Here is a 25,994-nt window from a genome sequence, read left to right as displayed (position 1 = left end):
CGGCTCACGCATGGTCATGAAATGAAGATCAGAATATGCCGATTCTCTACAAAATCGACCGGGCATTGTCTTGTATTCCGGTCGGATCGGTCAAGGCAAAGCGGCCGAACCCCGAGCGGATGATCGGACTAGGCCGGATTGTCGATCTCGATGAAGCAATGCTCCAGCCCGAACCGATCGGCAAGGTGCGCACCCAGGGCCTGAACCCCATAGCGCTCGGTCGCATGATGTCCGGCCGCGATGAAGGCGACCCCGAGCTCGCGCGCCGCGTGGGTCGTCTGCTCCGAGATCTCTCCGCTCACATAGGCATCGACGCCGAGCGCGGCCGCCTGCTCGATGTATCCTTGGCCGCCGCCTGTACACCAAGCGATCCGCTCGATCCGCTCTCGGCCCGCGGCGATCAGGGTCGCAGGGCGCCCCAAGCGCTCCGAGACCCGAGCAGCGAAGACCTCCGGCGAGCACCCGAAGTTCAAACGCCCCGACCACAAGACCCCTCGGCGATCCGCCACGGGCTCGGCATCGACCCACCCGAGGTGCGCAGCCAAGGCGGCGTTGTTGCCCACCTGCGGATGCGCGTCGAGCGGGAGATGATACGCGATCAGGCTGGTTCCGGCCTTGAATAATCGCCTTGCGCGCCGCCCCTTCATCCCGACGAGACAGGGCGCCTCGTTCTTCCAAAACCACCCGTGGTGGACCAGAATCGCGTCCGCACCCCATGCAATCGCGGCCTCGATCAATGCTTCGCTCGCCGTCACGCCGCTGGCCAAGCGCGTAATCGGACGCTCGCCTTCGAGCTGCAAGCCGTTCGGCGCGTAGTCATCGAAATCACCGGCGGCGAGAAAACGATCGCAGTAAGCGACCAATGCGTAAGGATCGACCATGGTTTAGAATCGCGCTCGGACAAACAGCCGATCCCTCGGCTCCATCGCCGGAGATCCCCGCGGAGACCCCCGCGGCCGCTTAGATTAATCGCATGCTCAAGATAGGTCCAACCACCCTTCTGATCACGGCCCTCGTCGGCGGGGCCTCGGGCTCGGCCGTGACGCTCTTGCTGGCCCCGCCGGGATCGGACCCGGTGGCGCAGCACGACACCGCGGGCACGGCGGCGAATCTGCGCGACGACCTGCCGACCTTTGCTCGGGCGGTGTCGCGCGTCGCGCCGGCCGTCGTGAGCATCTTCGCGACACAGACCGAACTCGGGCCGCCGCGATCGACCTTGCCGACCTATCCGGGACTCCACCACGCACCGCCCGGGGCAGCCGCCTCCCGCACCGGACTGGGCTCGGGGGTGATCCTGTCGCCCGACGGGCTCATCCTGACCAACCGCCATGTCGTGCAGGACGCCGATCGCATCCGCGCGGTGCTTGCCGACGGGCGCTCGCTTGCGCTCACGCTCATCGGGGTCGATGCGGATACCGACCTCGCCGTGCTCAAGGCCGACGCGCAGGGGCTGCCCACGGCGCCGATCGGAGACTCCCGCGCCCTGCGCGTCGGCGACCTGGCGCTGGCGATCGGCAATCCGTTCGGGGTCGGCCAGACCGCCACCATGGGAATCATCGGCGCGACCGGGCGCGGCGAGCTGGGCATCACGAGCATCGAGAGCTTCATCCAAACCGATGCCGCCATCAATCCGGGCAATTCGGGCGGCGCACTCGTGAACGCACAGGGCGAGCTCATCGGCATCAACACCGCCATCTTCACCGAGACCGGAACGGCGCAGGGGGTCGGTTTCGCCATCCCGGCCGAGATCGCGATCGAGGTGGCGCACGCGCTCGTCTCGCAGGGTCAGGTCACGCGCGGATGGATCGGTCTGAGCGGGCGCAGCGTGACCCCGGAGCTGGCCGAGTCGTTCGGGTTGCGCTCGGCGCGCGGAGTGCTGGTCGCCTCCACCCTTCGCGACAGTCCGGCGGCGCAGGCCGGTCTACGCCCTGGCGACGTGGTGACCCGAATCGACGACCGGGACGTCGCCACGGTGCAGGATCTGCTCGACGCGGTCGCCGGCGCCGGCCCGCATACCGCCTTGAGCCTGGAGGTCTGGCGCGGCAGCGAGCGCATCCTCACACGCGCCACCACCGACACCCGTCCTCCGCAGGCGGAGTAATCGGGCGGCGACGACACCTGCCTTGCGAGCAGGCTCCGCTCAGGCAAACCTCAGCCCTCGGCGTTCGATCCCGTCGCGACCAGGTCGTCCAACAACGGCAGCACACGCGCATCCAATAACCACGACAAACCGTCAAGCTCGGAATAACGGCCCGACACCTCGCGCACATAGCCGAGGGTTCGCGGTATGTCGGCGAGATAGTGCGGTTTGCCGTCGCGTCGATGCAACCGCGCGAAGATCCCGCAGGCCTTCAGGTGCCGCTGCACGCCCATGAGATCGAGCCAGCGCAGAAAGCGCCCGAGATCGTCCTCGTGAAATACACCGCGTTCACGGGCGAGATGGAAATAGCCCGAGGCCCAATCGGTGACGCGCTCGACCGGCCATGCGATGTAGCAGTCGCGCAGCAGCGAGACCAGATCGTAGGTGACAGGCCCCAGCACAGCGTCTTGAAAATCCAGGATACCGGGGTTGCCCGCATCGGTCAGCATCAGATTGCGCGAGTGATAGTCGCGATGAACGCAGACCCGCGGCTGCTCCAGGGCGCTCGCCACGAGCCGATCCTCCACCCGCGCGAGCGCGGCGGATTCTTCCGGCGAGAGCACGAGGCCCGGCAACGACGTCAGAAACCACTCGCGAAACAGACCCAGCTCCCGGCGCAAAAAGGCATCGTCGTAGCTCGGCAGGCCATCCGTCGGGCCGCGCGCCTGGATGATCGCCAAAGCGCCCAGCGCGTCGCCGTAGAGGCGCTCGGCCGTGTCCTCGGTCAGCTCGCCCAGATACACCCGCTCACCGAAATCGGTGAGCATGAGAAAACCATGGGCGCGATCCTCCGCATGGATCTCGGGCGTGTTGAGCCCGACCGCGCGAAACCGTCGCGACAGATCGGCGAAGCGTCCGCAGTCCTCGAGTTCCGGGGGCGCATCCATCAGCACCCGCGTGGTGCCGCCATGAAAGAGCCGCCAATAGCGACGAAAACTCGCGTCCGACGAGGCAGGCGCGAGCGCGAAGTTATCCGACCCCAAGATCCCCGCCGCCCAGCGGCGCATAGACTCATATCGATCAGACACGGACACCCCGATCAGACGCGTCGGCGACGCGGACCGACCGGCCCGCGACAGGTTCAAGATTGCTGAGCTTCTACAGATGTGCCATGGTTGCAGGTTCATGCGAACCCGTCCACCGATCCGAGACCCCGACCTTGGACCGCCGCCGGCTTGAGTCGACCTGACATCCAACGTGCGCCTCGTTTCACTGGCCATCATCCTCTGTGCCGTCGCCGCGACCGCGGGAGCCGACGACCGCCCGACGGTCGAGACGACCGGCGCATCGCAGACCGCCGCACGCCCGAGCCCGGCCCCCGACCCGACCGGCGATCCGGTCGCTCACCCCGATGGCCCGCGCGATGGTCCGACCGATATCGGGATCGCAGACCCGCGTACGCCGACGGCGAGCGCCGCGACCATCGCCGCCCCCGTTACCCTGCCGCCGCTGCAACCTCTGATTCCGGATCCACAGGGCGGCGTGCTGCAGGAGCTCGATCGCCACGATCCGCGGGGCGACTCGGATGACGCCCTGCCCCTGCTCGTGTCTCCCCTAGACCCGAAAACAGATGCTCCGGCCGTCGAATTCGCACCGCGCGCACTCGAGTTGCCGGATGCCTGGGATCCGCGACTGCACGCCGATCTCCCCTGGGAGTTTTGTGGACCACGCTCCGGCGCGGCCGGGTTCACCGGCCCCGCGGCCCCGACGGGCACGGAAGGCATTCCGGTCGAGATCATCGCCGATCGCGTCGACTACGACCGCAATACCGAGGTGATTCAGTTAAGAGGCGGCGTCGATGTCGTTCAGGCCGATCAACGTCTGGTCGCCGATCTGTCGACCTACGACCGGCGCAGCGGTCGGCTCGACGCGAGCGGAGATGTCTTCCTCGAAACGCCTGGACTGCGCATCCAAGGGGACAAAGCGGATTACAATGTCCTGACCCGCCAGGGTACGATCGGCACGGCGCGCTATCGGCTCTCGGGCAGCGCGAATCTGCTCGGCACCGCCGAGGAGGCCGAGATCCTCTCCGAGCAGCAAAGCCGGTATCGCAACATCACCTACACCACCTGCCCGCCCGGCAATGCGGATTGGTCGATCAAGGCGCGCGATCTCAAGCTCGATCAGGAAAGCGGCATGGGCTACGCCCATCACGCCCGCATCCGTATCGGCAAGATCCCGGTGCTCTACACACCCTACATCTTCTTCCCGATCGACGATCGGCGCCGCAGCGGCTTTCTGATTCCGAGCTTCGGCTCGTCCAACACCACCGGCACCGACGTCAGCATCCCCTACTACTGGAACATCGCCCCGAACATCGACGCGACCATCACCCCGCGCATCATGAGCACACGCGGCCTGATGATGGGCACCGAGCTGCGCTACCTCGATCGCTTCCAGCAGGTGGAGATCAACGCGGAGGTCCTGCCCGAGGACCGTCGTGCCACCGAACTCGGCACACGCGGGGCGTTGCGGATCGAGCAAACGGGGCGGCTCGGCCCGCGCTGGGCGAGCGCAATCGATTTTGCATCGGTCTCGGATGACCAATATCTGCAGGACTTCGGCAATCGCCTGGACGCCACGAGCCTGCGCAACCTCGTTCAGCGCGGCGACATCTACTATGCCGGCGAGGGCTGGCGTGCACTCACGCGCGTGCAGCAGTTTCAGACCATCGACGCCGCGATCCCGCCCGCGAATCGCCCTTACGGACAGATGCCGCACGTCGAGCTGGACTATTTTCCGCAACGCTGGAACGACCTGATCGAGTACAGCCTCACCGGGCAGTACGACTTCTTCGACCACGGCAGCCGCGTCCACGGCAATCGCCTGGTCGCGGTTCCGACCCTGCGCATCCCGCTGCGGCGCAGCTTCGGGCAGATCCTGCCGCGCGCGCGTCTTTACTACGCCGGCTACGATCTGACCGACCAAACCCCGGGGCTGCCGGCGCGCCAATCCTACGCGATCCCGAGCTTCGACCTGGACGGCACCCTCGTCTTCGAGCGCGATACCGCCTGGTTCGGCACACCGACACTCCAGACCCTGGAGCCGCGGATCTACTATGTGCTGACCTCCTTCGAGAACCAGTCCAACGCACCCTTGTTCGACACCACTCCGCTGGACTTCTCCTTCGCCAGCCTGTTTCGCCCGAACCGCTTCACGGGTTACGACCGCATCGGCGACGAGAACCGGCTGACCCTCGGCCTGACCTCGCGCACCATCGCCAATCAGACCGGACAGGAGCTTTTTCGGGCGAGTGTCGGTCAGATCTATTTCTTCGAGGATCGTCGCGTCCAGTTGACCGGCAACTCGATCGAGGACGATGTTCAATCCTCCGTCGCCGGTGAATTCGCCGCCCGGATCAGCGACGATTGGAGCGCACGGGCGAGCCTGCAATGGAACCCCAACGACACCGAGGCACCTTGGGAGAAACGGGTCCTGCAACTGAGATATGCGCCGAGCGAGGACAGTCGGCTGAACCTCGCCTACCGCTTCAACTACGGCGACCAGCCCGATCTGCGCTACGAGGACACCGACATCTCGCTGCAGGTGCCGATCGGTCCACAGGTGAAGCTCGTCGGACGCTGGCTCTACTCGATGCTCTACGACGAAACGGTCGAGGCCTTTGCCGGTATCGAGTTCGGCCGCTGCTGCTGGCGCCTGCGGGTGCTCGGCCAACATCTTCAAACCGGCAACGACAGCGGCAACACCAGCCTGATGCTGCAGGTCGAGCTTGCCGGACTCGGCTCATTCGGAAATCAGATCGACAAACTCCTGGAACGAGGCATCTATGGTTATCACACGGACTAGCCGCCGATATGACAGGGCGCAAGCCTATCGCCGTCGTGTCGCCGTCGGCTCACTCCTCGCGTGCCTGCTGATCGCATCGGCGCCGGCGTCGAGCCAGACGTCCATCCAAGAGCTGGACGCCATCGTTGCGATCGTCAACGACGACGTCGTCGTGCGCAGCGAGCTCAACACCGAGATCGACCTGATCCTGCCCCAGATGCAGAGGGCGGGCACCACCCCGCCGCCGCGCTCCCAGCTCGAAAAACAGGTGCTCGACCGACTCATCCTCAAACGCCTGCAAGACCAGCGCGCTCGCGACCTGGGGATCCAGGTCGAGGAGGCCACACTCAACGAGGCCCTGACCAACATCGCCCAGCGCAACGGTCTGAGTCTCGAAGAGCTGCAGGCCACGCTCGAAGCCGGAGGGATTCGCTTCGCCGATTTCCGCGAAGACACCCGCTCCCAGATCGTCACCAGCCGTCTCCAAAACCAGGAGGTGGTCAACAAGATCCAGATCACCGACCAGGAGATCGACCGCTTTCTCGAGCGCGAGTCGAGCCGCCTCGTCGAGCGCGAGCAGGTCCGGCTGCAGCACATCCTGATCGCCCTGCCGGAGAATGCGACCCCGGCGCAGGTCCAAGCCGCCGAGTCCAAGGCCGCCCGCCTGGTCACGCGGCTGCGCGGCGGCGAGGATTTCGCCAAGGTCGCCGCCGCCGAGTCCGACGGGCGCAACGCCCTGCAGGGCGGCGATCTGGGCTGGTTCGAGATGGGCGCGGTGCCGAGCCTGGTCAGCGAGCTCGCCTTCACCATGGCCGAAGGCGAGATCAGCGACCCCCTAAGCAGCCCCAGCGGTTATCACATCATCAAGCTCACCGAGATCAAGGCCGCGACATCGGCCGCTGTCGTACAGACCAACGCACGCCACATCCTGGTCCGCACCAACGAGCTGGTCTCCGACGACGACGCGAAACGGCGTCTCGAACAGCTGCGCATGCGCATCGTCGGCGGGGAAGACTTCGCGGCCCTCGCCCGCTCGAATTCCGACGACACGGGCTCCGCCCTGAAGGGCGGCGATCTGGGCTGGGTCAATCCCGGCGACACCGTGCCGGACTTCGAGGAGGCCATGAACGCCCTGCCTCCGAACGGGGTCAGTCAGCCGTTCCAGAGCCCCTTCGGCTGGCATATCGTGCAGGTGATCGAGCGACGCAACCAGGACCAAGAGGGCGAGTTCATGCGGCTCAAGGCGCGCGAGGCGCTGCAGCGCCGCAAGGCCGAGGAGGCGACCGAGGAGTGGCTGCGTCAGCTGCGCGACGAGGCCTATGTGGAGATCCGACTCGAGCAGGATGCACAACTGTGATCGCGGTCACGCCCGGCGAGCCCGCCGGGATCGGACCGGATCTGCTCGTGCGCCTGGCGCAGGAACCGTCGGACACGCCGATGGTCGCAATCGCGGACCCGGATCTCCTGGCCGAGCGGGCGCAACGGCTCGGGCTTCCGCTGCAGATCGACCCTTTCGAGTCCGGTGATGCGGCCCCCCCGGCTCAATCGGCACAGGCCGGACACCTCGCCGTCCTGCCGGTCGCCTTGCGGCAGCCGGTCACCCCGGGCCGTCTGAACACCGCCAATGCACCTTACGTCCTCGACACCTTGCGCATCGCCTGCGACGCCTGCCTGGACGGCAGCTTCACGGCCCTGGTCACGGGACCGGTGCACAAGGGCGTCATCAACGACGCCGGCCTACCCTTCACCGGTCACACCGAGTTTCTCGCCGAGCGCTGCGGCGCCGAGCCGGTCATGATGCTCGCCACGCCCGGCCTGCGCGTGGCCTTGGTCACGACACACTTGCCGCTGCGCGATGTGAGTGACGCCATCACCCGCGAGCACCTGACCGAGGTTATCCGGATCCTCCACCGGGACCTCTCAAGCCGATTCGCGATCCCCGAGCCGCGTATCCTGGTCTGCGGGCTGAACCCGCACGCGGGTGAAGGCGGTCACCTGGGACGCGAGGAGATCGAGGTGATCGAGCCCGTCCTGAACACGCTTCGGGCATTGGGATGGCAGCTGATCGGGCCTTTGCCGGCGGACACCGCCTTCGTTCCCGACAAGCTCGCCGGCGCCGACGCGGTCTTGGCGATGTATCACGATCAGGGTCTGCCGGTGCTCAAGCACCTGGGATTCGGTCAGGCGGTGAACATCACACTCGGCCTGCCGATCATCCGCACCTCGGTGGATCACGGAACGGCGCTGGACTTGGCCGGGACAGATCGGGCGGATCTCGGGAGCATGAGGGCTGCTGTCGGCATGGCCCAATTTTTGACTAGAGCGCCTTGTCAAACGACTCCGAGCAACGTCAACCGACCTGCGTAGTCAGTGCTGACGAGAGGAAGCACGACAACCAACGACGGTCGACACCCTCAGTGTGGCGGAATCACCTCGGGAAGCAGCCGGCGAAACTCTTTCCTGACCACCTCGTAGCACTCGCACACCCGCGCTTCCAGGCCAGGTCGATCCAGGACGGTGATCCGGCCCCGGCTGTACTCGATCAACCCGGCACGCTGCAAACGTCCGGCGGCCTCGGTCACGCCCTCGCGCCGCACACCCAACATGTTGGCGATCAGCTCCTGGGTCATGTGCAGCTCGTTGGAGGGTAGACGGTCGAGACTGAGCAGCAACCACCGACACAGCTGCTGGTCCACCGTGTGATGACGGTTGCAGACGGCGGTCTGCGCCATCTGGGTCAGCAGGGCCAGGGTGTAGCGCAGCAACAGCGGCGGCAGGACCGCTTCGCGACGTCCTCCGGTGCGCGCGAAGGCCTTCTGGAGCAGGGGTCCGCTGAGCCGATACGCCTCCCCGGCGCTTTGCACCACGGCACGATTCGGCATGGTTCCCCCACCCATGAAGAGGGCGATGCCGACGATGCCGTCGTTGCCGACCACGGCGATCTCAGCGGATGCGCCATCCTCCATCACATACAGGAGGGATACGATGGCGGTGGTCGGGAAAAAGACGTGATTCAAGGTTTCCCCGGACTCGTGGAGCGTCAGCCCGAGCGCCAGCTCGACCCGTTCCAGATGGGGCAGCAGCTTGCGATACTCGGACTCGGGCAAAGTGCCGAGCAGACGGTTCTGGCGCGGGCTCGGGGTGGCGATGGACATGAGCGCTTTCCGGCGACCTCACTCTGGATCATTGAAAAACGATAGCACGGTGTTCACGGCATCGCCTCCTTATGTGCGATTCCGAACAGAGTGTGACCGACAACTCCGCTACACTTCCCGACAAGGTCGAGAGCAGATCAGCCAAGCAGCTGACCAGACGCCTCGGTGGTCAGGTTCCCACAGACCCGTCCGGGCAAGTCGCAAACGAACCCCGTCGATCGGCCAGGTCCACGGCAAACCCCGCAGGGACTGCGCCGCCGGCCGTGTTCACACCATCGTCCGGTCGGTGGACAAGCGCAGGGTAAAGGGTAGGGACACGCGCAACGCAGTCCACCCGACCGCTGCGGAACCCGGATTTTACCAAACCCGCGCCGTCTGACCGAAGGACCGCCCGACGATCGGGCGGCAAGCGTTCCGACGCTGTCATCACTCACCCGGCGGAGAATAGCCATGACCAAGACGAGGATCCGGGACGACGATACGCACATCCCTGCGTTGCCCGTCGCGCCGACGAAGATCACGGAGCCGTCGTCACCGCCGACCCCGACCCCAACCCCAACCCCGACCGAGGATCCGAATGCCACGGGGCCGCCGCCCGAGCGGAGCGCCGCGCCGCCCTTCCCCATCGTCGGCATCGGTGCCTCCGCCGGCGGCTTAGCCGCGTTCGAGGCATTCTTCTCGGCCATTCCACGCGATATCGAGACCGGCATGGCCTTCGTGCTGGTGCAGCATCTCGCACCGGACCACAAGAGCATCCTCACCGAGCTGGTCAAGCGCTATACCCGCATGCAGGTCCGGGAGGTCGAGGACGGCATGCGGGTCGAGCCGGACTGCGCCTACATCATCCCGCCCAGCCACGACATGGCGCTGTTCAACGGCACCCTGCGCCTGCTCGAGCCCACGGCACCGCGCGGCTTGCGCCTGCCGATCGACTTCTTCTTCCGCTCCCTGGCACAAGACCAGCATGAGCGCGCGATCTGTGTCGTGCTCTCGGGTACCGGCAGCGACGGCACCCTGGGCGCACGAGCGATCAAGGGCGAAGGCGGCCTGGTGATTGCCCAGGCGCCGAAGACGGCGGCCTACGACGGCATGCCGCGCAGCCTCATCGCCGGCGGTCATGCCGATTACGTCCTGTCCCCGGCGGAGATGCCGGCGCACCTCCTCGCCTATGCCGCACAGGCCTTCGGCAAGGCCGCCCGGCCGGTCGTCTCGTCGGCGAAGCCCGAGGATGCGCTGAGCAAGATCTGCATCCTGCTGCGCGACAAGACACGTCATGATTTCTCCCAGTACAAGGAGAGCACCCTACGGCGTCGGATCGAGCGGCGCATGGCGCTGCACCGGATCGATCGCCAGGGCGACTATGTCGGCTTCCTGCGGCAGGATCCGGCGGAGATCGAGGCCCTCTTCGGCGACCTGCTGATCGGGGTCACCAACTTCTTCCGCGATCCCGAGGCCTTCGCCGCCCTCGAGGCGGAGGTCATTCCGCGTCTGTTTTCCGGCAAGCCGGCGGGCGCGACCGTGCGGGTCTGGGTCTGCGGCTGCTCCACCGGCGAGGAGGCGTACTCCGTCGCCATCCTGCTGCGCGAGCATCTGGAAACCCTCAAGCAGGCCTACAAGGTGCAGGTCTTTGCGACCGACATCGATCCACGTGCCATCGCGCAGGCCCGCACCGGCCTCTATCCGACCAGCATCTCGGCCGACGTCTCGGCGGAACGGCTGGCGCGCTTCTTCTCGGATGACCCGCAGGGGGGTTACCGCGTTCAGAAGGTGGTGCGCGATCTCCTGATCTTCTCCGAGCAGGACCTGGTGCAGGACCCGCCCTTCTCCAGGATGGATCTCATCAGTTGTCGCAACCTGCTGATCTATCTCAACGGCGACCTGCAAGCGCGCCTGATCACGCTCTTTCACTACGCCCTGAATCCGGACGGCGTGCTCTTTCTGGGCAACTCCGAGACCGTCGGCGAGGTCCCGGCCCTGTTTGCACCGCTCAACCGCAAATGGAAGCTCTACAGCCGTCTGGAACGCTCGCGCGGTGCCTTCATCCCGACCTCGGTCATGCGCGGGAACCTCCCGCCGATGTCGACCGGCGTCGCGGATCCACTGCCGCCCGCCGCGGCGGGTCGGAACACGAACAAGCTCGATCTACGCGCGCTGACCGAGCAGGCCCTGCTGCGTCACTGTGCCCCGGCGGGCATCCTCGTCAACGGCCGCGGCGAGATCCTCCACATCTACGGCCGCACCGGGCAGTATCTGGAGCCCGCCCCCGGCGACGCCGCCATGAACATCTTCGCGATGGCGCGCGAGGGCTTGCGACGCGATCTGACGACCGCGCTGCACCGCGCCGTGACGCACCGCGAGCCGGTGCGTCGCTCGGGGCTGCGGGTGAAGACCAACGGCGACTACAGTCGCATCGATCTGACGGTGCGCCCGGAGCAGACGCATCTGGACGGGGTCCTGCTGACGGACTTCTACCTGATCGTCCTGGAAACGGCCACACCGGAGATGGCCGCGCCGAGTGCAGCCCCGGCCTCCGGCGATGCGACCCCGGAGCCGAACGCGCGCATCGCCGAGCTGGAGCTCGAGCTGCGCGCGAAGGAGGAATACCTGCAATCCACGCGTGAAGAGATGGAGACCTCCAACGAGGAGCTGAAATCCACCAACGAGGAGATGCAGTCGGTCAACGAGGAGATCCAATCCACCAACGAGGAGCTGGAGACCTCCAAAGAGGAGCTGCAATCGCTCAACGAGGAGCTGGCCACCGTCAACGCCGAGCTCCAGACCAAGGTCGCCGATCTCTCGCGCGCCAACAACGACATGAACAACCTGCTCGCCGGCACGGGCGTGGCGACCCTGTTCGTGGACCACCAACTGCGCATCACCCGCTTCACGCCGACGGCGACCCGCCTGATCAAGCTGATCGCGGCCGACATCGGTCGACCGGTCGGCGACATCGTCTCCAACTTTGCCGACGATACCGATCTCACCGAGGACGTGCAGGCCGTGCTGAGCGACCTGATGCCCCGCGAGCACGAGGTGCAGACACGACAGGGTGCCTGGTACCTGATGCGCATCGGACCCTATCGCACCCTGGAGAACGTCATCGAGGGCGCCGTCATCACCTTCGTCGACATCTCCGAGCGCAAGCGAGGCGAGGACGCGGTCCACGCCGCCCGTGCCTTCGCCGAGGCGATCGTGGATGCGATCCGCGAGCCCTTGGTCGTGCTGGATGCGGAGCTGCGGGTGATCTCGGCCAACCGCGCCTTCTACCGCCACTTCCGTCTCATCGAAGCGGACACCGTCAACCGGCACCTGTTCACGTTGAGCGAGCACCGCTGGGACATCCCGGCACTGCGCGATCGCCTGCAGGAGATCCAAGCCCACGGAGGGAGTTTCGAAGACTTCGCGGTGGAGCAGACCTTTGCGGACATCGGCGCACGCGCGCTGCGGCTCAACGCCCGGTGCCTCGACCCCGGCGAGGGTCAGCCCGGCATGATCCTGCTCGCCATGGAAGACGTGACGGTGGGCGGCGCTCACCGTGTCGCGGACATCCAGCCGAACCCATCGCCCACGAAACCCAAGGACCGGCCATGACCGCACCCCATGATTCCGAAGACCGGACGGATCCGGGCGACGCGGGCACGCCGCCGCGCGCTCCCTCCCGCGAGGAGACCGTGGCACGGCTGCGTCGAGAGGCCGAGGAGCGCCTGTCGGCACCCGACGCACCGGCACTGCGGGCGCTCGCACCCGATGAGGCCGAACACCTGATCCACGAGCTGCGCGTGCATCAGATCGAGCTCGAGCTGCAGAACGACGAGCTGCTGCGCACCCAAGAGGCGCTGGAGACCGCCCGGGCACGTTACTTCGATCTCTACGATCTGGCGCCGATCGGCTACGTGACCCTGACCGAAGAGGGCATGATCCGGGAGGCCAACCTGGCCGCCGCCACCCTGCTCGAAACCCCGCGTGTCGCCCTGGTCGGTCGTCCACTCACCCGCTTCATCTTCCCCGAGGATCAGGACATCCTCTATCGGTGCCTGCATCGGCTCCGGACCACACGCGAGCCCCAAACCTGCGAGCTGCGGCTGCGCAAGGGGCAAGGCGCCGGGCGTTGGATCCGTCTCGACAGCTGTCTCGAACCCCATCGGATGGGCACTCACGGCCACTGGCGGGCCACCCTGAGCGACATCACGGCGAGCAAAGAGGGCGAGCAACGACTGCTCGACGCACAGACCCGGTTGAAACGAGTGGCAGGGGTCGCCGATGTCGGCTTCCTGGAGTGGAATCCGCGCACCGGCGCCATCCTACTGCCGCCCGCAGTGCACTCCCCGACAAGCGATGCGCAGGACGCCGCGGCGCCGCAGAACTTGGACACCTGGCTGGACCGGCTGCATCCGGAGGATCGCGAGGCGGTCCGCGCCGCCTTCGCCCGCTTCGCCACCGACTGCGAGGCGCCCCCTGAAATCCACTATCGTCGACGCAGCGCGAACGGGGACTATCTCTGGTTCGCGGCCTACCTGGAGCCGATGACGGATGATCAGGGCCGGCTCGATCGGATCCTCGTCGTTCACCAGGACGTCACCCAACGCAAGGCATCCGAGGAGCGCGCACTGCACTTGGTGCAGCACGACCCCTTGACCGGGTTGCCCGGCCGCAGCCTGCTCGCGCCGATGGCCGCGCAGATGCTTGCCGGTGCCGGGCGTGCGGGGAGACGCCTGGCGGTCTTGTTCGTCGATCTGGACCGGTTCAAGGCCATCAACGACAACTACGGACACGCGGTCGGCGACGAGGTGCTGCGGCAGACCGCGCAGCGGCTGCGCGCGTCGTTCCGCGCCGACGACCTGGTGGCCCGGCTCGGCGGCGACGAGTTCGTGATCGTCCTGGCCAACATTCGGGACGAAGACGACGCCGCGAGCGCCGCCGGCACGGCCATCGCCGCGCTCTCGCGCCCTTACGCGGTCGCCGAGCAGGAATTGACCTGTCTGCCCAGTATCGGGATCAGCCTCTATCCGGACGACGCCACGACGCTCGAGGCCCTGATCAAGTGCGCGGATCTGGCCATGTACCACGCCAAACAGGTCAGTCCGGGGCAGTTCCAGTTCGCCGCGGCCGCGCTCGAGCGCCAGACGCGTGCCGTGACTTCACTGAAGAGCGTCCTGCGCGAGACGATGTCGCAAAACGGGTTTCGCCTCTTCTATCAACCGACACTCGACCTGCACAGCGGCGCCGTCCTCGGGGTCGAAGCACTGCTGCGGTGGCCGCAAGCCGACGGCAGCGAGATTGCACCCTTGGTGTTCCTGCCGATCGCCGAATCCATCGGACTCATCCACGACCTCGGTGCCTGGGTGCTCCGAGAGGGCCTGCGCCAGCACCGCGCCTGGTTGGCCGAGGGATTGCCGCCGATCCCCGTGACGGTGAACGTCTCGGCGCGTCAGTTCCGCCATCAGTCGTTTCTGCAGCGCATCACGGACGCCCTGCGCGACGGCGGGGTCGACCCGGCCCTGGTGTCGCTCGCACTGGGCGAGGCCACGCTGCTGCAGGACCGCTCCGCATCGCGCCGCCTCCTGGATAAGCTGCACGCGCTCGGCGTGCGGGTGGCGCTGGACGACTTCGGCCTCGGGCAATCCTGCCTCGGCCACATCGAAGACCTGCCGTTGGACGCTCTGGAGATCAACCGGACCCTGGTGCAGGGTCTGGGTGGCGGGGGACGCGCGCCGGCCATCGTGGAGACCATCGTGCGTCTCGGCCACGCCCTGCAGATCAAGGTCACCGCTGTCGGCATCGAGACCGAAGCGGAGCTCGGCGCCGTGCGCGACCTCGGATGCAACCGGGCGCAGGGATTCTATCTGGGCAAACCCATGACGGGGGACGACCTGGCCACCTGGTATCGCCGCCGGCCGCCCGTTCTCGGAAGAAACCCGTCCCCTTCGCTCGATTCACCCTGATGCGGTGAACTTCGCCGTGATCCGCTCGAGAGGCGTGGCGAGAGTTCTCGCGCGCAAACCTGATTGAATGCGGTCATCTCGCCACAGGAATTAAAAGGCGGACACCGTGCGCACGCCGATGACGGCCCGTTGCGTATCGCCGCATTGGCCTTTTTATTGCTTTTTTATTAGGCCATTTGAATAGTGCGCTCCAGCGCTTCACGCAATGATTTCAAAGCTCGATGAACAGCGCGACTTATCGGGTTTCCAACGACAATAGACCTAGCAAAAACGCCCGGAACAGCTATACTGAAAGTGATGGAGCACATGGCACGCCAATCCGCATCAACGATAAGATGTGCAGGCTGCCTGGCACACGTGGTCCCGCAGGGCGAGGCACCACAGAACAATTCAACCTTATCAACATGAAAGGTCATTAAAATGAACTGGAATCAAGTGCAAGGCAACTGGAAACAATTCACCGGCAAGGTCAGGGAGAAATGGGGAGACATCACGGACGACGACCTCGACCGCATCGCCGGCAAACGTGATGTGCTGGTCGGGCACATTCAGGAGAAATACGGCATTGCACAGGAAGAAGCCGAAAAGCAGGTCAAGGAGTGGGAAGAGACCAACAAGCTCGAAGAGTGGGTCGATTCGAAAACGTGAGCGTTCGGCCCCGTTCACGACTGCAACCGAGCAGCGAGCGGGGTCCGCGCGCCGCCCTAGAGGAGCAAGCACATGTCACTCGGCACGATTCTCATCGTCGTTCTGGTCCTCATCCTGATCGGTGTCATCCCGACCTGGTCGCATAGTCGGTCGTGGGGTTACGCCCCCTCGGGCGTGATCGGTACGATCCTCGTCATTCTGCTGATCCTGCTGTTGTTGGGTCGACTCTGATCTTCAGATGCCGTCGGTCGATTCGCAGCACGCCGAACCGCCCGACGGATCTGTCCCTATCACCATGAAGAGAGGCACACCCTGTAATGAACCTATCCTTTAAAGCGATGTTGATGGCGTTGTTGGTCCTGGGCTTCGCACTGGGATCGGTCGGTTGCGAGAAAGAGGGTCCGGCCGAGAAGGCTGGACAAACGATCGATCAAACCGTCGAGAAGACGGGTGACAAGGTGGAGGACGTCACGGATGCTGCCACGAGATAACGCGGAGGTGCCGGCATGAATCGATTCTTTACTTTCGGCTTGATGTCGTTATTGATCCTGGTTTTCGCACTGGGGTCGGTCGGTTGCGAGCAAGAGGGTTCGGCCGAAAAGGCCGGGCAATCGATCGATCGAATGGCCGAAAAGGCCGGTGACACGATGGAGGAGGCCAAGGAGGCGGCTGCCGCGAAGGCAGAGGAGGCAGGTGCCTATATCGACGACGCGGCGATCACGGCCAAGATCAAGGCCGACGTCTTGGCTGATCCTATGCTCAAGGTGTTTCAGATCAGCGTCACGACAACCAACGGCGTCGTCACGCTCAGCGGTGAAGTCGACTCGCAGGCGAGCATCGATAGAAGTCAAGCCATCGCCAGTGGAGTAGAGAACGTCGAATCGGTGCGGAACGAGCTGGTGGTCAAGGCCGCCGAGTAGCGTCGCGACTCCATCTGAACATCTGAAGGAACGAACCGCTCCTCGGAAAGCCCCGGGCTTCCGAGGAGCCCCCACATCCACGTTGAGGAGACGCAGATGGACGCCGAAGTCAAAACGAGAGCCCCGCAATTGAAGCATCGGGTCGTGAAGGTCGCCAAGTACTATCATCCCAGCACCTGGAGGGAGAAAGGTCTGTGGTGGACCGCGGGTCTGTTTCTGGTGACTTACCTGGTCATCGTGATCATCTTGGGCGTTGTGTGGTCACGCTCGCCCGGATCGATCGACCTCGATAAATACGCCATGCAGCAGGTCGGACAGGATTCGACCAAGCTGGTGCCCGGAAGCATGACGACCACCGCGGCCATCGCGATTGCCGAGACCCTTTTGAAGAAACCGGGCGGCTACCTGACGAACGATATCACCCCTCCGGGGATCTTCCTGGACAACATCCCGAACTGGGAATTCGGCGCCTTGACCGAGCTTCGCGATTTATCACGCGCCCTGCGCAATGACTTCAGTCGGTCGCAGACGCAGTCGGTGGAAGACGTCGATCTCCAGATGGCGGAGCCGAAGTTCAACTACGACTCCCATTCCTGGATCTTCCCGTCCTCGGAGTCGGAATATCGCGACGGGGTCGCAGCTCTGAAGCGGTATATGGCACGACTCGCCGACGATCAAAAAGGCGATGGTGAATTCTTCGCCCGCGCCGACAATCTGGCCGCCTATCTGCAGGTTGTCGCCAAGCGGCTCGGCAGTCTTTCGCAGCGGCTGTCCTACGCCGTCGGTCAAGCCCCGCTCGATACGGCCTTGGCCGGCGACGCGAGCGCCACGGAGGCATCGCCCGCCGCCGGGCAAACCTGGAAGAAAACGCCTTGGCTCGAGATCGACGACGTCTTCTTCGAGGCCCGGGGCTATACCTGGGCGCTGCTCCAGACACTGACCGCCATGGAGACAGACTTCGCCCCGGTGCTCGAGAAAAAGAACGCCCTGGTCTCTCTGAAGCAGATCGTACGGGAGTTGGAGAATACCCAGAACACGATCTGGAGCCCCATGATCCTCAACGGCACCGGATTCGGACCGATGGGCAACCATTCTCTGGTGATGGCCTCCTACATCTCGCGCGCCAATGCAGCAATCATCGATCTTCGTCGGCTCTTGATCGAAGGTTAGCGAAACGCCCGGTAATTGTGCCCTCCTCGGACGGAGGGCACCAAACCACAACCTTAGGGGGGCTCGTGACACCCGCGTTGAGGTGTCATGCGCCCCCCCGCGACGACCCGCGGCACGCAACACCATGGCCGTCGTTGCGGACAGGAGATCTCAACGGTTTCAGGTCTTGCGTCGGGCGACAGATTGCAGGATGGCTGGGATATCGATGTTGTATCCGGCAAGCTCGCGATCGATCCTTTCCAGCCGTTCGCGGTCGATTTCACTCTGACTGCGTCGGTATGCAAGGGCGATTCTGCGGCGCTCGCGGATCAATCCCTTGACTTGCGATGTGCTGTCTTCGACCGATTCGGCGGCAGCGTGATTGGGCAGGATGTTTTCACTCCGATTGATTGACGTGGTCTTCAGCCGACCCATATCCACAGCCCTCTTTCCGAGTTGAACCATCAGCGTTGAATTTAAGACGCCGGCGTCGCCCCGTCTGTACGCTAGCGCACACTTCGGTGCGCAACGGCTCCGCCGGGCGCTGGTTGCGCACCTCCAACGTGCGCTACCGTACAGACGATAAGCGTCATGAAGGCGATACTGACAGTAGGCATCGATGTTGGATGCCGGGTCGGTCGTGTACAGACAGATGGATCTGTGTGCGTGGTGCATGCAGTCAGGCATCGACATCGCCGCCGTCTTATCAGCAGCGTGAACTTCCAGAGAAACGCTCAACCAGGTAAAGACAAATGAATAGCCTCTCGACAAGCGCTCTTCTTATCGCCATGACGTTGGTCCTTCTGCTCGCAGCATGCAGCACTGCCTCGAAGCATGAGCCAGCCCCTGCCGCCGTCGCCCCGATGTACGAGCCGATACCAGATCGCAATTGATGACTTGCCGGTTTCGACTCGATTCGCTGTCAACTTTGAAATTGAAACATTCAAGTTGACAGCGAAGGTCGAGAGTCGAGTCCCCGGTGGTGCATGAAGCCCTTCAGGTTCACGTTGTCGCAAGCCGTTGCGCACGCTTACAGTGATGTTTAGGCTTTTCCGGCCCGCCGTGATCGGTTTCTTCACGATACTCGTCAGCCATACCGGTCTGGTTGATGTCGCCTCGTCACCGCTGATCTTTGATCACCCGCAGGAATCGTCGGTGACGAGACCTCTCCCACCGGAATACGTGATCGACCCGGACGGATCCGTGGTACTGCGCATTTGCTTTAACTGGTCCTGTGCGCGCAGACAGACCATCACCTTCACACCCGACGATATGGCTCTTCTAAAACGGCATATCGCGCTTTGTCCGGGCACAAGTCTGCACGATCGGTTACAGCATGTGCGTATCGCCATCTGGCAAATGGAATTGCTGGCACAAAAGTATCAACCCTTGTTGGCCAACGACCGTGCCATCAACGATTTCGAGGCGGGACTTGAGGGGCGGATGGATTGCGTCGATAGCGCCAGCAACACTACCAATTATCTGCATATCCTGCGGGATATCGGGGAACTGGCCGGTTGGACGGTCGCACCGCCAAAAGTGCGCAGTCTTTTAGATCTCACTGCGGTTCACTGGACCGCCGTCATGATCGATACCGAGAGTGGACGTCCCTGGAGCATTGACTCCTGGTTTCGCCCGAACGGCCATCTGCCGATGGTCATGCCCTTGCCGAGCTGGATCGCCAAGAAGAAGGCATGGGAACCGCCTTTCGAACGTCTGAATTCTACCCCGCATTCGATCGACGAGCTCTGCAACACGCAGCCACGTGATCGCGCCGGGCCAGGGGTATCTTCCTTACGATGATGATCCAACCCGCCTCGTTTCCGGCATGACATAAACAACGCCGGACGTCCCGGAAAACACGCCATAGACAACATCCTTGAAGAAGTCTACCGGAACATTGATGCAGCCATAGGAAATACGGTTATCGAGCGGCGACGGAGTGGCCAGGCGTTGCGCCCGGCGCTGTTCGGGTCTGGTCGTAATCACCGGATGCATGGAGATGGCATTCTTGTAGTCCACCCAGAGTATGTCCTTGCCACGGGAATTGCGGCCCATTGCCGCCACGAAACGACCCGCAGGCGTCGTGCGCTCCGAAGGGGGGATTTGCGCCATCGGAATGTCGTTGAGGCCGGGGGCGACGTCATCTCCCGGCGCCAGGCCCAGCAGCGCGGGTGCTGCTCCTTGCAGCTTTCCGTCAACGTCGAACACATAAACCTTGGCGTTGACTTTATCGACAATCGCGAACGGCATGTCGAGATTGTCCCGTGAGCCGACAACCCAATCTGCCAGATCCCGTGTCCTGTGCGAGGCGCGCTCCGACGCAAAGTTGGCTTGCCTCGCACCATTTGGCGTGGCCGTTTTCGGCTGCATCACGAACGGGGCATCCGCGTCTTCGGAGTAGTGTGCACTGAACATCGGGTTGGACCGATGAGCGGCCATGTCCGTACCCGTTGCCAGATGCGTGCTGCAACCGGAAACAAACACAACAAAACACAGGCTGAGTACCGCTCGTTGCTCTATTGCCATGTCCAGTCCCGGATCTCCGGCAGATCCTCCCCGTGCTCGGCGATGTAGTGCTTGTGCTCGATGAGCTTGTCGCGAATGGCCTGCTTGGCGTACGCGGCCCTGGGGCCGAGTCGCGGCACCCGATCGATGACGTCGGCGACCAGATCGAAGCGGTCCAGCGCGTTTTTGACGACCGTATCGAAGGGCGTCGAGGTGGTGCCTTCTTCCTTGTAGCCGCGCACATGTAGGTTGCTGTGATTGGTGCGGCGATAGGTAAGCCGATGAATCAGCCAGGGATAGCCGTGATAGGCAAAGATGATGGGTTTGTCGGTGGTGAAGAGCACGTCGAAGTCCTGGTCGCTCAAGCCGTGCGGGTGTTCGCTCGGCGGCTGAAGCTTCATGAGGTCGACCACGTTGATGACCCGGACCTTGAGGTCGGGGAAATGCTCGCGCAACAGGGTGACGGCGGCCAGGGTTTCGAGCGTCGGCACGTCGCCCGCGCAGGCCATGACGACCTCCGGCTCGCCGCACTGGTCGTTGCTGGCCCAGGGCCAGATGCCGATGCCGGCGGTGCAGTGCTTGATCGCGGCATCCATGTCGAGCCATTGGGGCGCGGACTGCTTCCCGGCGACGATGACGTTGACATAGTTGCGGCTGCGCAGACAGTGATCGGTCACCGAGAGCAGGGTGTTGGCATCCGGCGGCAGATAGACCCGGATGACCTCTGCCTTTTTGTTGATGACGTGGTCGATGAAGCCGGGATCCTGATGGCTGAAGCCGTTGTGATCCTGACGCCAGACGTGGGAAGACAGCAGATAGTTCAGCGAGGCAATCGGCCTGCGCCAGGGGATGTGATTGCACACCTTGAGCCACTTGGCGTGCTGGTTGAACATGGAATCCACGATGTGGATGAAGGCTTCGTAGCAGGAGAAGAAGCCGTGCCGGCCGGTGAGCAGATAGCCTTCGAGCCAGCCCTCGCACTGATGCTCGCTCAACATCTCCATCACCCGGCCATCCGGTCCGACCTGCTCGTCGCCGGGGACGAGCTGCGCGATCGAGCAGCGATCCGTCACCTCGAACACCGCGTCCCAGCGGTTGGAGGCCGTCTCATCCGGACTGAAGACACGAAAAGTCTGAGGATTGAGCCGCACCACCTCGCGGATGAAGCGCCCCTGAACGCGGGTCGCCTCGCCGTCCACGCCACCCGGCCGGGGCACGTCCACCGCATGATCTCGGAAATCCGGCATCCGCAGATCCCGCAGCAGCAGCCCGCCATTGGCATGCGGATTGGCGCTCATGCGCCGATCACCGTGCGGGGCCAGGGCCGCCAGATCGGCCTTGAGCTTGCCGGTCGCGTCGAACAGTTCCTCCGGGCGATAGCTCTTCAGCCAGTCTTCCAGGACCTCCAGATGCCCGGGATGCCGCATGTCGGCCATCGGCACCTGATGGGAGCGAAAGGTGCCTTCGGTCGCCTTGCCGTCCACGCTCTTCGGGCCGGTCCAGCCCTTGGGCGAGCGCAGGATGATCATGGGCCAGCGCGGACGGGTCTCGAACCCGAAGGCGCGTGCATCGTTCTGGATGCGCTGGATCTCGGCAACCGCGATGTCGAGCGTGGCGGCCATGAGCTGATGCATCGTCATGGGATCGTCGCCCTCGACGAAATAGGGCGCGTAGCCATAGCCGTAGAACAGCGCCTCAAGCTCATCGCGCGGAATGCGCGCAAGCACGGTGGGACCGGCGATCTTGTAGCCGTTCAGGTGCAGGATGGGCAGCACGGCCCCGTCGTGGATCGGGTTGAGAAACTTATTGGAGTGCCAACTCGTGGCGAGCGGGCCGGTCTCCGCCTCGCCATCGCCGACCACGCAGGCCACGATCAGGTCGGGATTGTCGAAGGCCGCGCCGAAGGCATGCGAGAGCGCATAACCCAGCTCGCCCCCCTCGTTGATCGACCCCGGCGTCTCGGGCGCGACATGGCTGGGGATGCCGCCGGGAAAGGAGAACTGCTTGAACAGCCGCCGCATCCCCTCCTCGTCCCGCGAGATGTTCGGATAGACCTCGCTGTAGGTGCCTTCCAGGTAGGCGTTCGCCACCATGGCCGGTCCGCCGTGACCCGGCCCGGCAATATAGATGAGGCTGAGGTCGTTGTCCTTGATCACGCGGTTGAGATGCGCGTAGATGAAGCTCAGGCCCGGCGTCGTGCCCCAGTGGCCGAGCAGGCGCGGTTTGATATGCGCCAACGCAAGCGGCTCTTTCAGCAGCGGATTGTCGTAGAGATAGATCTGTCCGACCGAGAGATAGTTCGCCGCGCGCCACCAGGCGTCGAGCTTGCGCAGCCGTTCCGGGTCGAGGGTCTGGGTCGCCGTGGTCATACGCTGATTCCTGAATGGGCGGTGACGAGGTGATTCCACTCGGGGTGATGCCGCCTGGCCGTGGCGAACGATTGCCGGAAATCGCACGGCCGGGAGTCGAGAGTAGATACCGTTACCGCCCGCCGGTCTGTGCGTTGTCGAACATAGGGTTGTAAACCGCGCCCAGAGCGAGATGCTCGTTTTCGAGTGAGCTCGACATGGGGTGCATCCGCAGCCCCTCGCGGGGACGCGCTTTAAAAGCGCAAAGCATGAGACAACGGCGCTGGCTGACGGGCATTGAGGTGATGCCCGTCGCTTGAAGCGATGAAGAGCGTGCCAGCGGGGGCATCATCGGCGCGCGGGCAAGACCGCGCACCTCCTCTCAACGTTTGATGGGAGTAATTTTCGTCCCTTCGATACTGAGGCTGGCCATCAGCCCCTGCTGATCAAAAATGAAGGCGTAGGCATCGTCTTTTAATGTCGTCGATGACAAATTCTTAGCCGCGCCTGCATCCACCGCCACCACGGTCGGCCCGACCCCGATTTCCCATCCTTCCGACTTATCGAGATAACTCAATACTTTGTCATTCATGAGAAAGACGACGTAGCTGTAGGACTGGGCGCCGGCCTGCCAGCCCCAGGACGCGGATACGGAATTGTAGTAGCCGGCGACCTCGGAGCCCTTCATCAAAACACCCTCGCCATAACTTCCGCCGAAGACGAGTCCGGCCTTGACGACATTCGGGAACACCAGAATCGCCTTTGCCGTCTTGCCGATCGTAGCGGCATCCGGATTGGTCTGATACAAGAGCTCTAATGCAGTGGCTGCGTCTTTATTCAGGTCTTCCGCCGTTGCGGCCAACGCCTGGCCGCCGAAAAACGTCAGTGAAATCGCGGAAGCCGCAACAAGAAGGGGGAGTTTCATCGTGTTTCTTAGATTGCTCATGCGCATATCCTCGGTCGTTCTGCAATGGTTGGAAGGAACGTAAAGCCTGCTTGACGTCCTTGACTGTCGTGGCGATCTGTCTAAGGCGATTTCCGTGAATAGGCATCCCGACAGCGCATGCCGGGAAGACCCGTAGGTGCGAATTCTTTCGCCCCTACACACCGGCAGAGCCTTTCCCGGCAATCACCTAAACCGGGTCCAGGGCTAAACAACATCGGATCCTTCCGAATGACAGTGACTAGACTAGGCCGAAGTTTGCGCAAGTTCTGTTCGCTGGCGAACAAAGCGATTCTCGCTTTGAGCCCGCATCGGTCGGCACGGCGATCGGTGACCTGATGGCGCCGAAGCCTGCTGGAACGAAGGTGACGAATGAGACGACGGGGGGCGGGGACGTCCGGCCGATCATCCTAGAACCGGCAGTTGACCGCGTCGCGCTTCATGCCTCGAGCCGCGGCGCGCCGAATGGGCCGAGTTGCAGCGGCAACTTTCTCTAGGGAGCGATTTAAAAACAACCGAAACGTAGGATGGGTAGAGCGCAGCGAAACCCATCCAGCTCGCGCCAAGGTCATCGGACCGAAACCCGCCAGCGCGGTGGTTTGGAACTTTATGAACGCCGTAGGTGGGGCGCCATCGACGCACGTTTGCCCAGGCTGCCTTAGGCGCGCACCACCTGAATACATCGCCCTTGCGGACTCGCCGCCGTGTTGCTCGCGGTGCGCTCGGCAATCGGCGGTTGATCGGTGCGCCGGTCGAAGATCACGAGCCAGCCGCTGTTCAGCCCCAGGCCGGCCAGATAACCATCCAGTTGGATCAGCCCCTCGGCCAGCGGGTCCGGGGCGCCGTCGCGCCAGACCTTGAGCTCCATCGCCAGGGTCACCGCACCGTAGCGCAGGCACAGATCCATCCGCCCCATGCCGATGGCGTATTCGCGCTCCAGGGTGCCGCCGCCGTTGATCACCCGATGCAGAAAGGCCATGAGCACCAAGTGCGGGGCGATCTCGTGATAGGGCGCGCTGCGCAGCAAGGGCTCGCCGTGCCGGCGCCAGAAGGCGAGAAAGGCATCCAGCAGCGCGGCGGGATCGAGGCTGCCGTCGGCAGTGAGCCAGGTCGGGGCGATGCGCGGCAGGGAGTCCTGCGGTCCGCTGGCCAGGGCGCGCGGCAGGACTTCACGGTAGATGGGATTGGCGACCACCAGCCCACCCGCGCCGTCGCGGCGCAGCAGCCCCAGATCCACCAGATACTGGCGGTCGTCTTCGGAGGCTTCGCCCGGCAGCGTGCCGGCGAGCATCGGCTCGATCACCCGCCGCACCCGTGGCTCCTGCAATTTGTGGGCGAGTTGATCGAGATGGGTGACGCGCTCCAGGATCATCGCCTCCTTGGCCCGGTCGATCAGCGCCAAGGTGATGGGCTGAGTGCGATCGCGTCCTTCGGGAAACTCGAAGCAGGCGCGATAAGCCAGCGCGTTGACCAGCCAGGGCTGGCCTTGGGTGAGTTCCCAGACCCGGTCCAGCGCCTCGGGGGTAAAGACCTGCCCGGTCTCGGCGGTATGCTCCAGCAGCAAGGTCCGCACCTCGTCGGCGCTGAAATCGCCCAGCCGCAGCGACTTGGCCTTGATGTTGAAGGCGCTGCCGCCGGTGATGGCCTCGCGCTCGGAGCTGGCGTGGATGCGGTAGTCGCGCAGATCGCGCACGCCGCATAGGACTACGGTCTGCGGGAAGCCCTCCGGGCGCTGGGTATAGCCGGCGCGCACCTGGCGCAGCAGCGAGATCAGGGTGTCGCCGATCAGGGCATCGACCTCGTCGAGCAGCAGCACCAGCGGCTGTGGACTGCGAAGGCACCAGCGTTCGAGCAAGGCGTTCAGCACACCCTCGGCCCCGTGCGCCGGCCAGACCTCCTCGGTCCAGGCGTAGAGCCGTTCCTCGCCCAGATCACGCCGCGCGGCGGCGCCGATGGCCCCGCAGATGGCCCGCATGCCGCGCGCCACATCTTCGCGCGCGGTCTGGGCAATCTCCAGATTGACATAGACCGCCCGATAGCGGCCCGCGCGGTTCAAATACTCGGCCAGCGCCAACAGACAGGTGGTCTTGCCGGTCTGGCGCGGGGCATGGAGCAGGAAGTATTTCTTCTGCTCGATCAGGCGGAGGACTTCGTCGAGATCCCAGCGTTCGAGCGGCGGCAGACTGTAGTGATCCTCCGGCCGAACGGGGCCTTCGGTGGTGAAAAAACGCATCGGGCACCTCGCGGGCGACGGCATGTCCCGAGCATAGCATGCGGGTTTTGCTGCATCGCTCACCTGGACGATGCCCTAGGTGATTTCAGGGAAAGGATCTACCGAAAGAGTCGGAGCCAAGGTCAGTCGTCGAAGGGTCTACTCGTTGTCGTTGTCGTTGTCGTTGTCGGATTCCGGACGAACCGATCCTTCCTCGCACATCCGATCGGTCGGAAGCCACGT

At 64.1% G+C, this 25,994-nt stretch carries 20 protein-coding genes; 12 read left to right on the top strand and 8 right to left on the bottom strand.

The window, feature by feature from the left end:
• Positions 1-128 precede the first annotated feature (128 nt).
• Entirely contained in the window at positions 129-881 is a 753-nt protein-coding gene (locus tag BDD21_RS09660; protein ID WP_120797001.1) for a Nif3-like dinuclear metal center hexameric protein, read from the bottom strand.
• Positions 882-973: 92 nt separating this feature from the next.
• Here BDD21_RS09660 and BDD21_RS09655 point away from each other — a divergent pair, with 92 nt between their 5' ends.
• On the top strand, positions 974-2,101 hold the full coding sequence (locus tag BDD21_RS09655; RefSeq protein WP_120797000.1) for a trypsin-like peptidase domain-containing protein: 1,128 nt from the start codon (positions 974-976) through the stop codon (positions 2,099-2,101).
• A gap of 50 nt (positions 2,102-2,151) precedes the next feature.
• On the opposite strand, the gene BDD21_RS09650 is transcribed toward BDD21_RS09655, so the two are convergent.
• The gene (locus BDD21_RS09650) at positions 2,152-3,147 is read right to left on the bottom strand and encodes an aminoglycoside phosphotransferase family protein (protein WP_211335020.1); all 996 of its coding nucleotides are present in this window, start codon (positions 3,145-3,147) and stop codon (positions 2,152-2,154) included.
• A 190-nt stretch (positions 3,148-3,337) separates the two neighbouring features.
• On the opposite strand from BDD21_RS09650, the gene BDD21_RS09645 reads away from it, so the two are divergent.
• From BDD21_RS09645 to pdxA, 3 genes are read left to right on the top strand one after another with little or no spacing between them, the layout of a single operon-like run.
• On the top strand, positions 3,338-5,947 hold the full coding sequence (locus tag BDD21_RS09645; protein WP_120796999.1) for an LPS assembly protein LptD: 2,610 nt from the start codon (positions 3,338-3,340) through the stop codon (positions 5,945-5,947).
• Positions 5,928-7,283 (top strand): peptidylprolyl isomerase, encoded by a 1,356-nt coding sequence (locus BDD21_RS09640; protein WP_120796998.1) that lies wholly within the window; start codon positions 5,928-5,930, stop codon positions 7,281-7,283. The genes BDD21_RS09645 and BDD21_RS09640 overlap by 20 nt, the downstream gene beginning before the upstream one ends.
• Positions 7,280-8,293 (top strand): 4-hydroxythreonine-4-phosphate dehydrogenase PdxA, encoded by a 1,014-nt coding sequence (gene pdxA, locus BDD21_RS09635; RefSeq protein ID WP_120796997.1) that lies wholly within the window; start codon positions 7,280-7,282, stop codon positions 8,291-8,293. The genes BDD21_RS09640 and pdxA overlap by 4 nt, the downstream gene beginning before the upstream one ends.
• A 47-nt stretch (positions 8,294-8,340) precedes the next feature.
• Here pdxA and BDD21_RS09630 read toward each other — a convergent pair whose 3' ends face one another.
• Positions 8,341-9,081, bottom strand: coding sequence for a Crp/Fnr family transcriptional regulator (locus BDD21_RS09630; RefSeq protein ID WP_120796996.1), 741 nt, complete (start codon positions 9,079-9,081; stop codon positions 8,341-8,343).
• Between the two features lie 450 nt (positions 9,082-9,531).
• Between BDD21_RS09630 and BDD21_RS09625 the strand changes: the two genes are divergently transcribed.
• The 7 genes from BDD21_RS09625 to BDD21_RS09595 all read left to right on the top strand — a co-directional run bounded on the left by BDD21_RS09625 (position 9,532) and on the right by BDD21_RS09595 (position 17,761).
• Complete coding sequence (locus BDD21_RS09625; protein ID WP_120796995.1) at positions 9,532-12,672, top strand: chemotaxis protein CheB; 3,141 nt, start codon at positions 9,532-9,534, stop codon at positions 12,670-12,672.
• On the top strand, positions 12,669-15,023 hold the full coding sequence (locus tag BDD21_RS09620; protein ID WP_120796994.1) for a putative bifunctional diguanylate cyclase/phosphodiesterase: 2,355 nt from the start codon (positions 12,669-12,671) through the stop codon (positions 15,021-15,023). The genes BDD21_RS09625 and BDD21_RS09620 overlap by 4 nt, the downstream gene beginning before the upstream one ends.
• A gap of 420 nt (positions 15,024-15,443) precedes the next feature.
• Positions 15,444-15,671, top strand: coding sequence for a CsbD family protein (locus BDD21_RS09615; protein ID WP_120796993.1), 228 nt, complete (start codon positions 15,444-15,446; stop codon positions 15,669-15,671).
• Between the two features lie 72 nt (positions 15,672-15,743).
• The gene (locus BDD21_RS09610) at positions 15,744-15,902 is read left to right on the top strand and encodes a DUF3309 family protein (protein ID WP_120796992.1); all 159 of its coding nucleotides are present in this window, start codon (positions 15,744-15,746) and stop codon (positions 15,900-15,902) included.
• Positions 15,903-15,988: 86 nt separating this feature from the next.
• Complete coding sequence (locus BDD21_RS09605) at positions 15,989-16,162, top strand: transport-associated protein (RefSeq protein WP_211335018.1); 174 nt, start codon at positions 15,989-15,991, stop codon at positions 16,160-16,162.
• Positions 16,163-16,294: 132 nt separating this feature from the next.
• The gene (locus BDD21_RS09600; protein WP_245969497.1) at positions 16,295-16,591 is read left to right on the top strand and encodes a BON domain-containing protein; all 297 of its coding nucleotides are present in this window, start codon (positions 16,295-16,297) and stop codon (positions 16,589-16,591) included.
• Between the two features lie 96 nt (positions 16,592-16,687).
• The gene (locus BDD21_RS09595) at positions 16,688-17,761 is read left to right on the top strand and encodes a DUF2333 family protein (protein WP_120796990.1); all 1,074 of its coding nucleotides are present in this window, start codon (positions 16,688-16,690) and stop codon (positions 17,759-17,761) included.
• Between the two features lie 159 nt (positions 17,762-17,920).
• Here BDD21_RS09595 and BDD21_RS09590 read toward each other — a convergent pair whose 3' ends face one another.
• Positions 17,921-18,175, bottom strand: a complete 255-nt coding sequence (locus BDD21_RS09590; RefSeq protein ID WP_120796989.1) for a hypothetical protein — start codon at positions 18,173-18,175, stop codon at positions 17,921-17,923.
• A gap of 627 nt (positions 18,176-18,802) precedes the next feature.
• Between BDD21_RS09590 and BDD21_RS09585 the strand changes: the two genes are divergently transcribed.
• The gene (locus BDD21_RS09585) at positions 18,803-19,543 is read left to right on the top strand and encodes a hypothetical protein (RefSeq protein ID WP_245969496.1); all 741 of its coding nucleotides are present in this window, start codon (positions 18,803-18,805) and stop codon (positions 19,541-19,543) included.
• Here BDD21_RS09585 and BDD21_RS09580 read toward each other — a convergent pair.
• The 4 genes from BDD21_RS09580 to BDD21_RS09565 form a co-directional block, all read right to left on the bottom strand.
• Positions 19,535-20,269 (bottom strand): L,D-transpeptidase, encoded by a 735-nt coding sequence (locus BDD21_RS09580; protein WP_120796988.1) that lies wholly within the window; start codon positions 20,267-20,269, stop codon positions 19,535-19,537. The two genes, BDD21_RS09585 and BDD21_RS09580, sit on opposite strands and share 9 nt — an antisense overlap.
• A complete protein-coding gene (locus BDD21_RS09575) occupies positions 20,260-22,617 on the bottom strand; it encodes a phosphoketolase family protein (RefSeq protein ID WP_120796987.1) in 2,358 nt (785 codons plus the stop codon). The genes BDD21_RS09580 and BDD21_RS09575 overlap by 10 nt, the downstream gene beginning before the upstream one ends.
• A gap of 361 nt (positions 22,618-22,978) precedes the next feature.
• Positions 22,979-23,542 carry a lipid-binding SYLF domain-containing protein gene (locus BDD21_RS09570; RefSeq protein ID WP_120796986.1) on the bottom strand — a complete coding sequence of 188 codons (564 nt, stop codon included), beginning with the start codon at positions 23,540-23,542 and terminating at the stop codon, positions 22,979-22,981.
• Between the two features lie 655 nt (positions 23,543-24,197).
• Positions 24,198-25,772 (bottom strand): ATP-binding protein, encoded by a 1,575-nt coding sequence (locus BDD21_RS09565; RefSeq protein WP_120796985.1) that lies wholly within the window; start codon positions 25,770-25,772, stop codon positions 24,198-24,200.
• Between the last annotated feature and the right edge of the window lie 222 nt (positions 25,773-25,994).

Origin of the sequence: Thiocapsa rosea, from assembly GCF_003634315.1 — a bacterium.
In the GTDB taxonomy this organism is placed as follows: Bacteria; Pseudomonadota; Gammaproteobacteria; order Chromatiales; family Chromatiaceae; genus Thiocapsa; species Thiocapsa rosea.
The sequence above is the reverse complement of the archived record's forward strand: the minus strand, read 5'-3'. Positions and strand labels throughout refer to the sequence as shown.

Coding starts and splice junctions, on each gene's coding strand:
- BDD21_RS09660 (WP_120797001.1), bottom strand. CDS start 881: ATGGTCGATCCTTACGCATTGGTCGCTTACTGCGATCGTTTTCTCGCC.
- BDD21_RS09655 (WP_120797000.1), top strand. CDS start 974: ATGCTCAAGATAGGTCCAACCACCCTTCTGATCACGGCCCTCGTCGGC.
- BDD21_RS09650 (WP_211335020.1), bottom strand. CDS start 3,147: ATGCGCCGCTGGGCGGCGGGGATCTTGGGGTCGGATAACTTCGCGCTC.
- BDD21_RS09640 (WP_120796998.1), top strand. CDS start 5,928: ATGGTTATCACACGGACTAGCCGCCGATATGACAGGGCGCAAGCCTAT.
- BDD21_RS09630 (WP_120796996.1), bottom strand. CDS start 9,081: ATGTCCATCGCCACCCCGAGCCCGCGCCAGAACCGTCTGCTCGGCACT.
- BDD21_RS09625 (WP_120796995.1), top strand. CDS start 9,532: ATGACCAAGACGAGGATCCGGGACGACGATACGCACATCCCTGCGTTG.
- BDD21_RS09620 (WP_120796994.1), top strand. CDS start 12,669: ATGACCGCACCCCATGATTCCGAAGACCGGACGGATCCGGGCGACGCG.
- BDD21_RS09615 (WP_120796993.1), top strand. CDS start 15,444: ATGAACTGGAATCAAGTGCAAGGCAACTGGAAACAATTCACCGGCAAG.
- BDD21_RS09610 (WP_120796992.1), top strand. CDS start 15,744: ATGTCACTCGGCACGATTCTCATCGTCGTTCTGGTCCTCATCCTGATC.
- BDD21_RS09605 (WP_211335018.1), top strand. CDS start 15,989: ATGAACCTATCCTTTAAAGCGATGTTGATGGCGTTGTTGGTCCTGGGC.
- BDD21_RS09600 (WP_245969497.1), top strand. CDS start 16,295: ATGGCCGAAAAGGCCGGTGACACGATGGAGGAGGCCAAGGAGGCGGCT.
- BDD21_RS09595 (WP_120796990.1), top strand. CDS start 16,688: ATGGACGCCGAAGTCAAAACGAGAGCCCCGCAATTGAAGCATCGGGTC.
- BDD21_RS09590 (WP_120796989.1), bottom strand. CDS start 18,175: ATGGGTCGGCTGAAGACCACGTCAATCAATCGGAGTGAAAACATCCTG.
- BDD21_RS09580 (WP_120796988.1), bottom strand. CDS start 20,269: ATGGCAATAGAGCAACGAGCGGTACTCAGCCTGTGTTTTGTTGTGTTT.
- BDD21_RS09575 (WP_120796987.1), bottom strand. CDS start 22,617: ATGACCACGGCGACCCAGACCCTCGACCCGGAACGGCTGCGCAAGCTC.
- BDD21_RS09570 (WP_120796986.1), bottom strand. CDS start 23,542: ATGAGCAATCTAAGAAACACGATGAAACTCCCCCTTCTTGTTGCGGCT.
- BDD21_RS09565 (WP_120796985.1), bottom strand. CDS start 25,772: ATGCGTTTTTTCACCACCGAAGGCCCCGTTCGGCCGGAGGATCACTAC.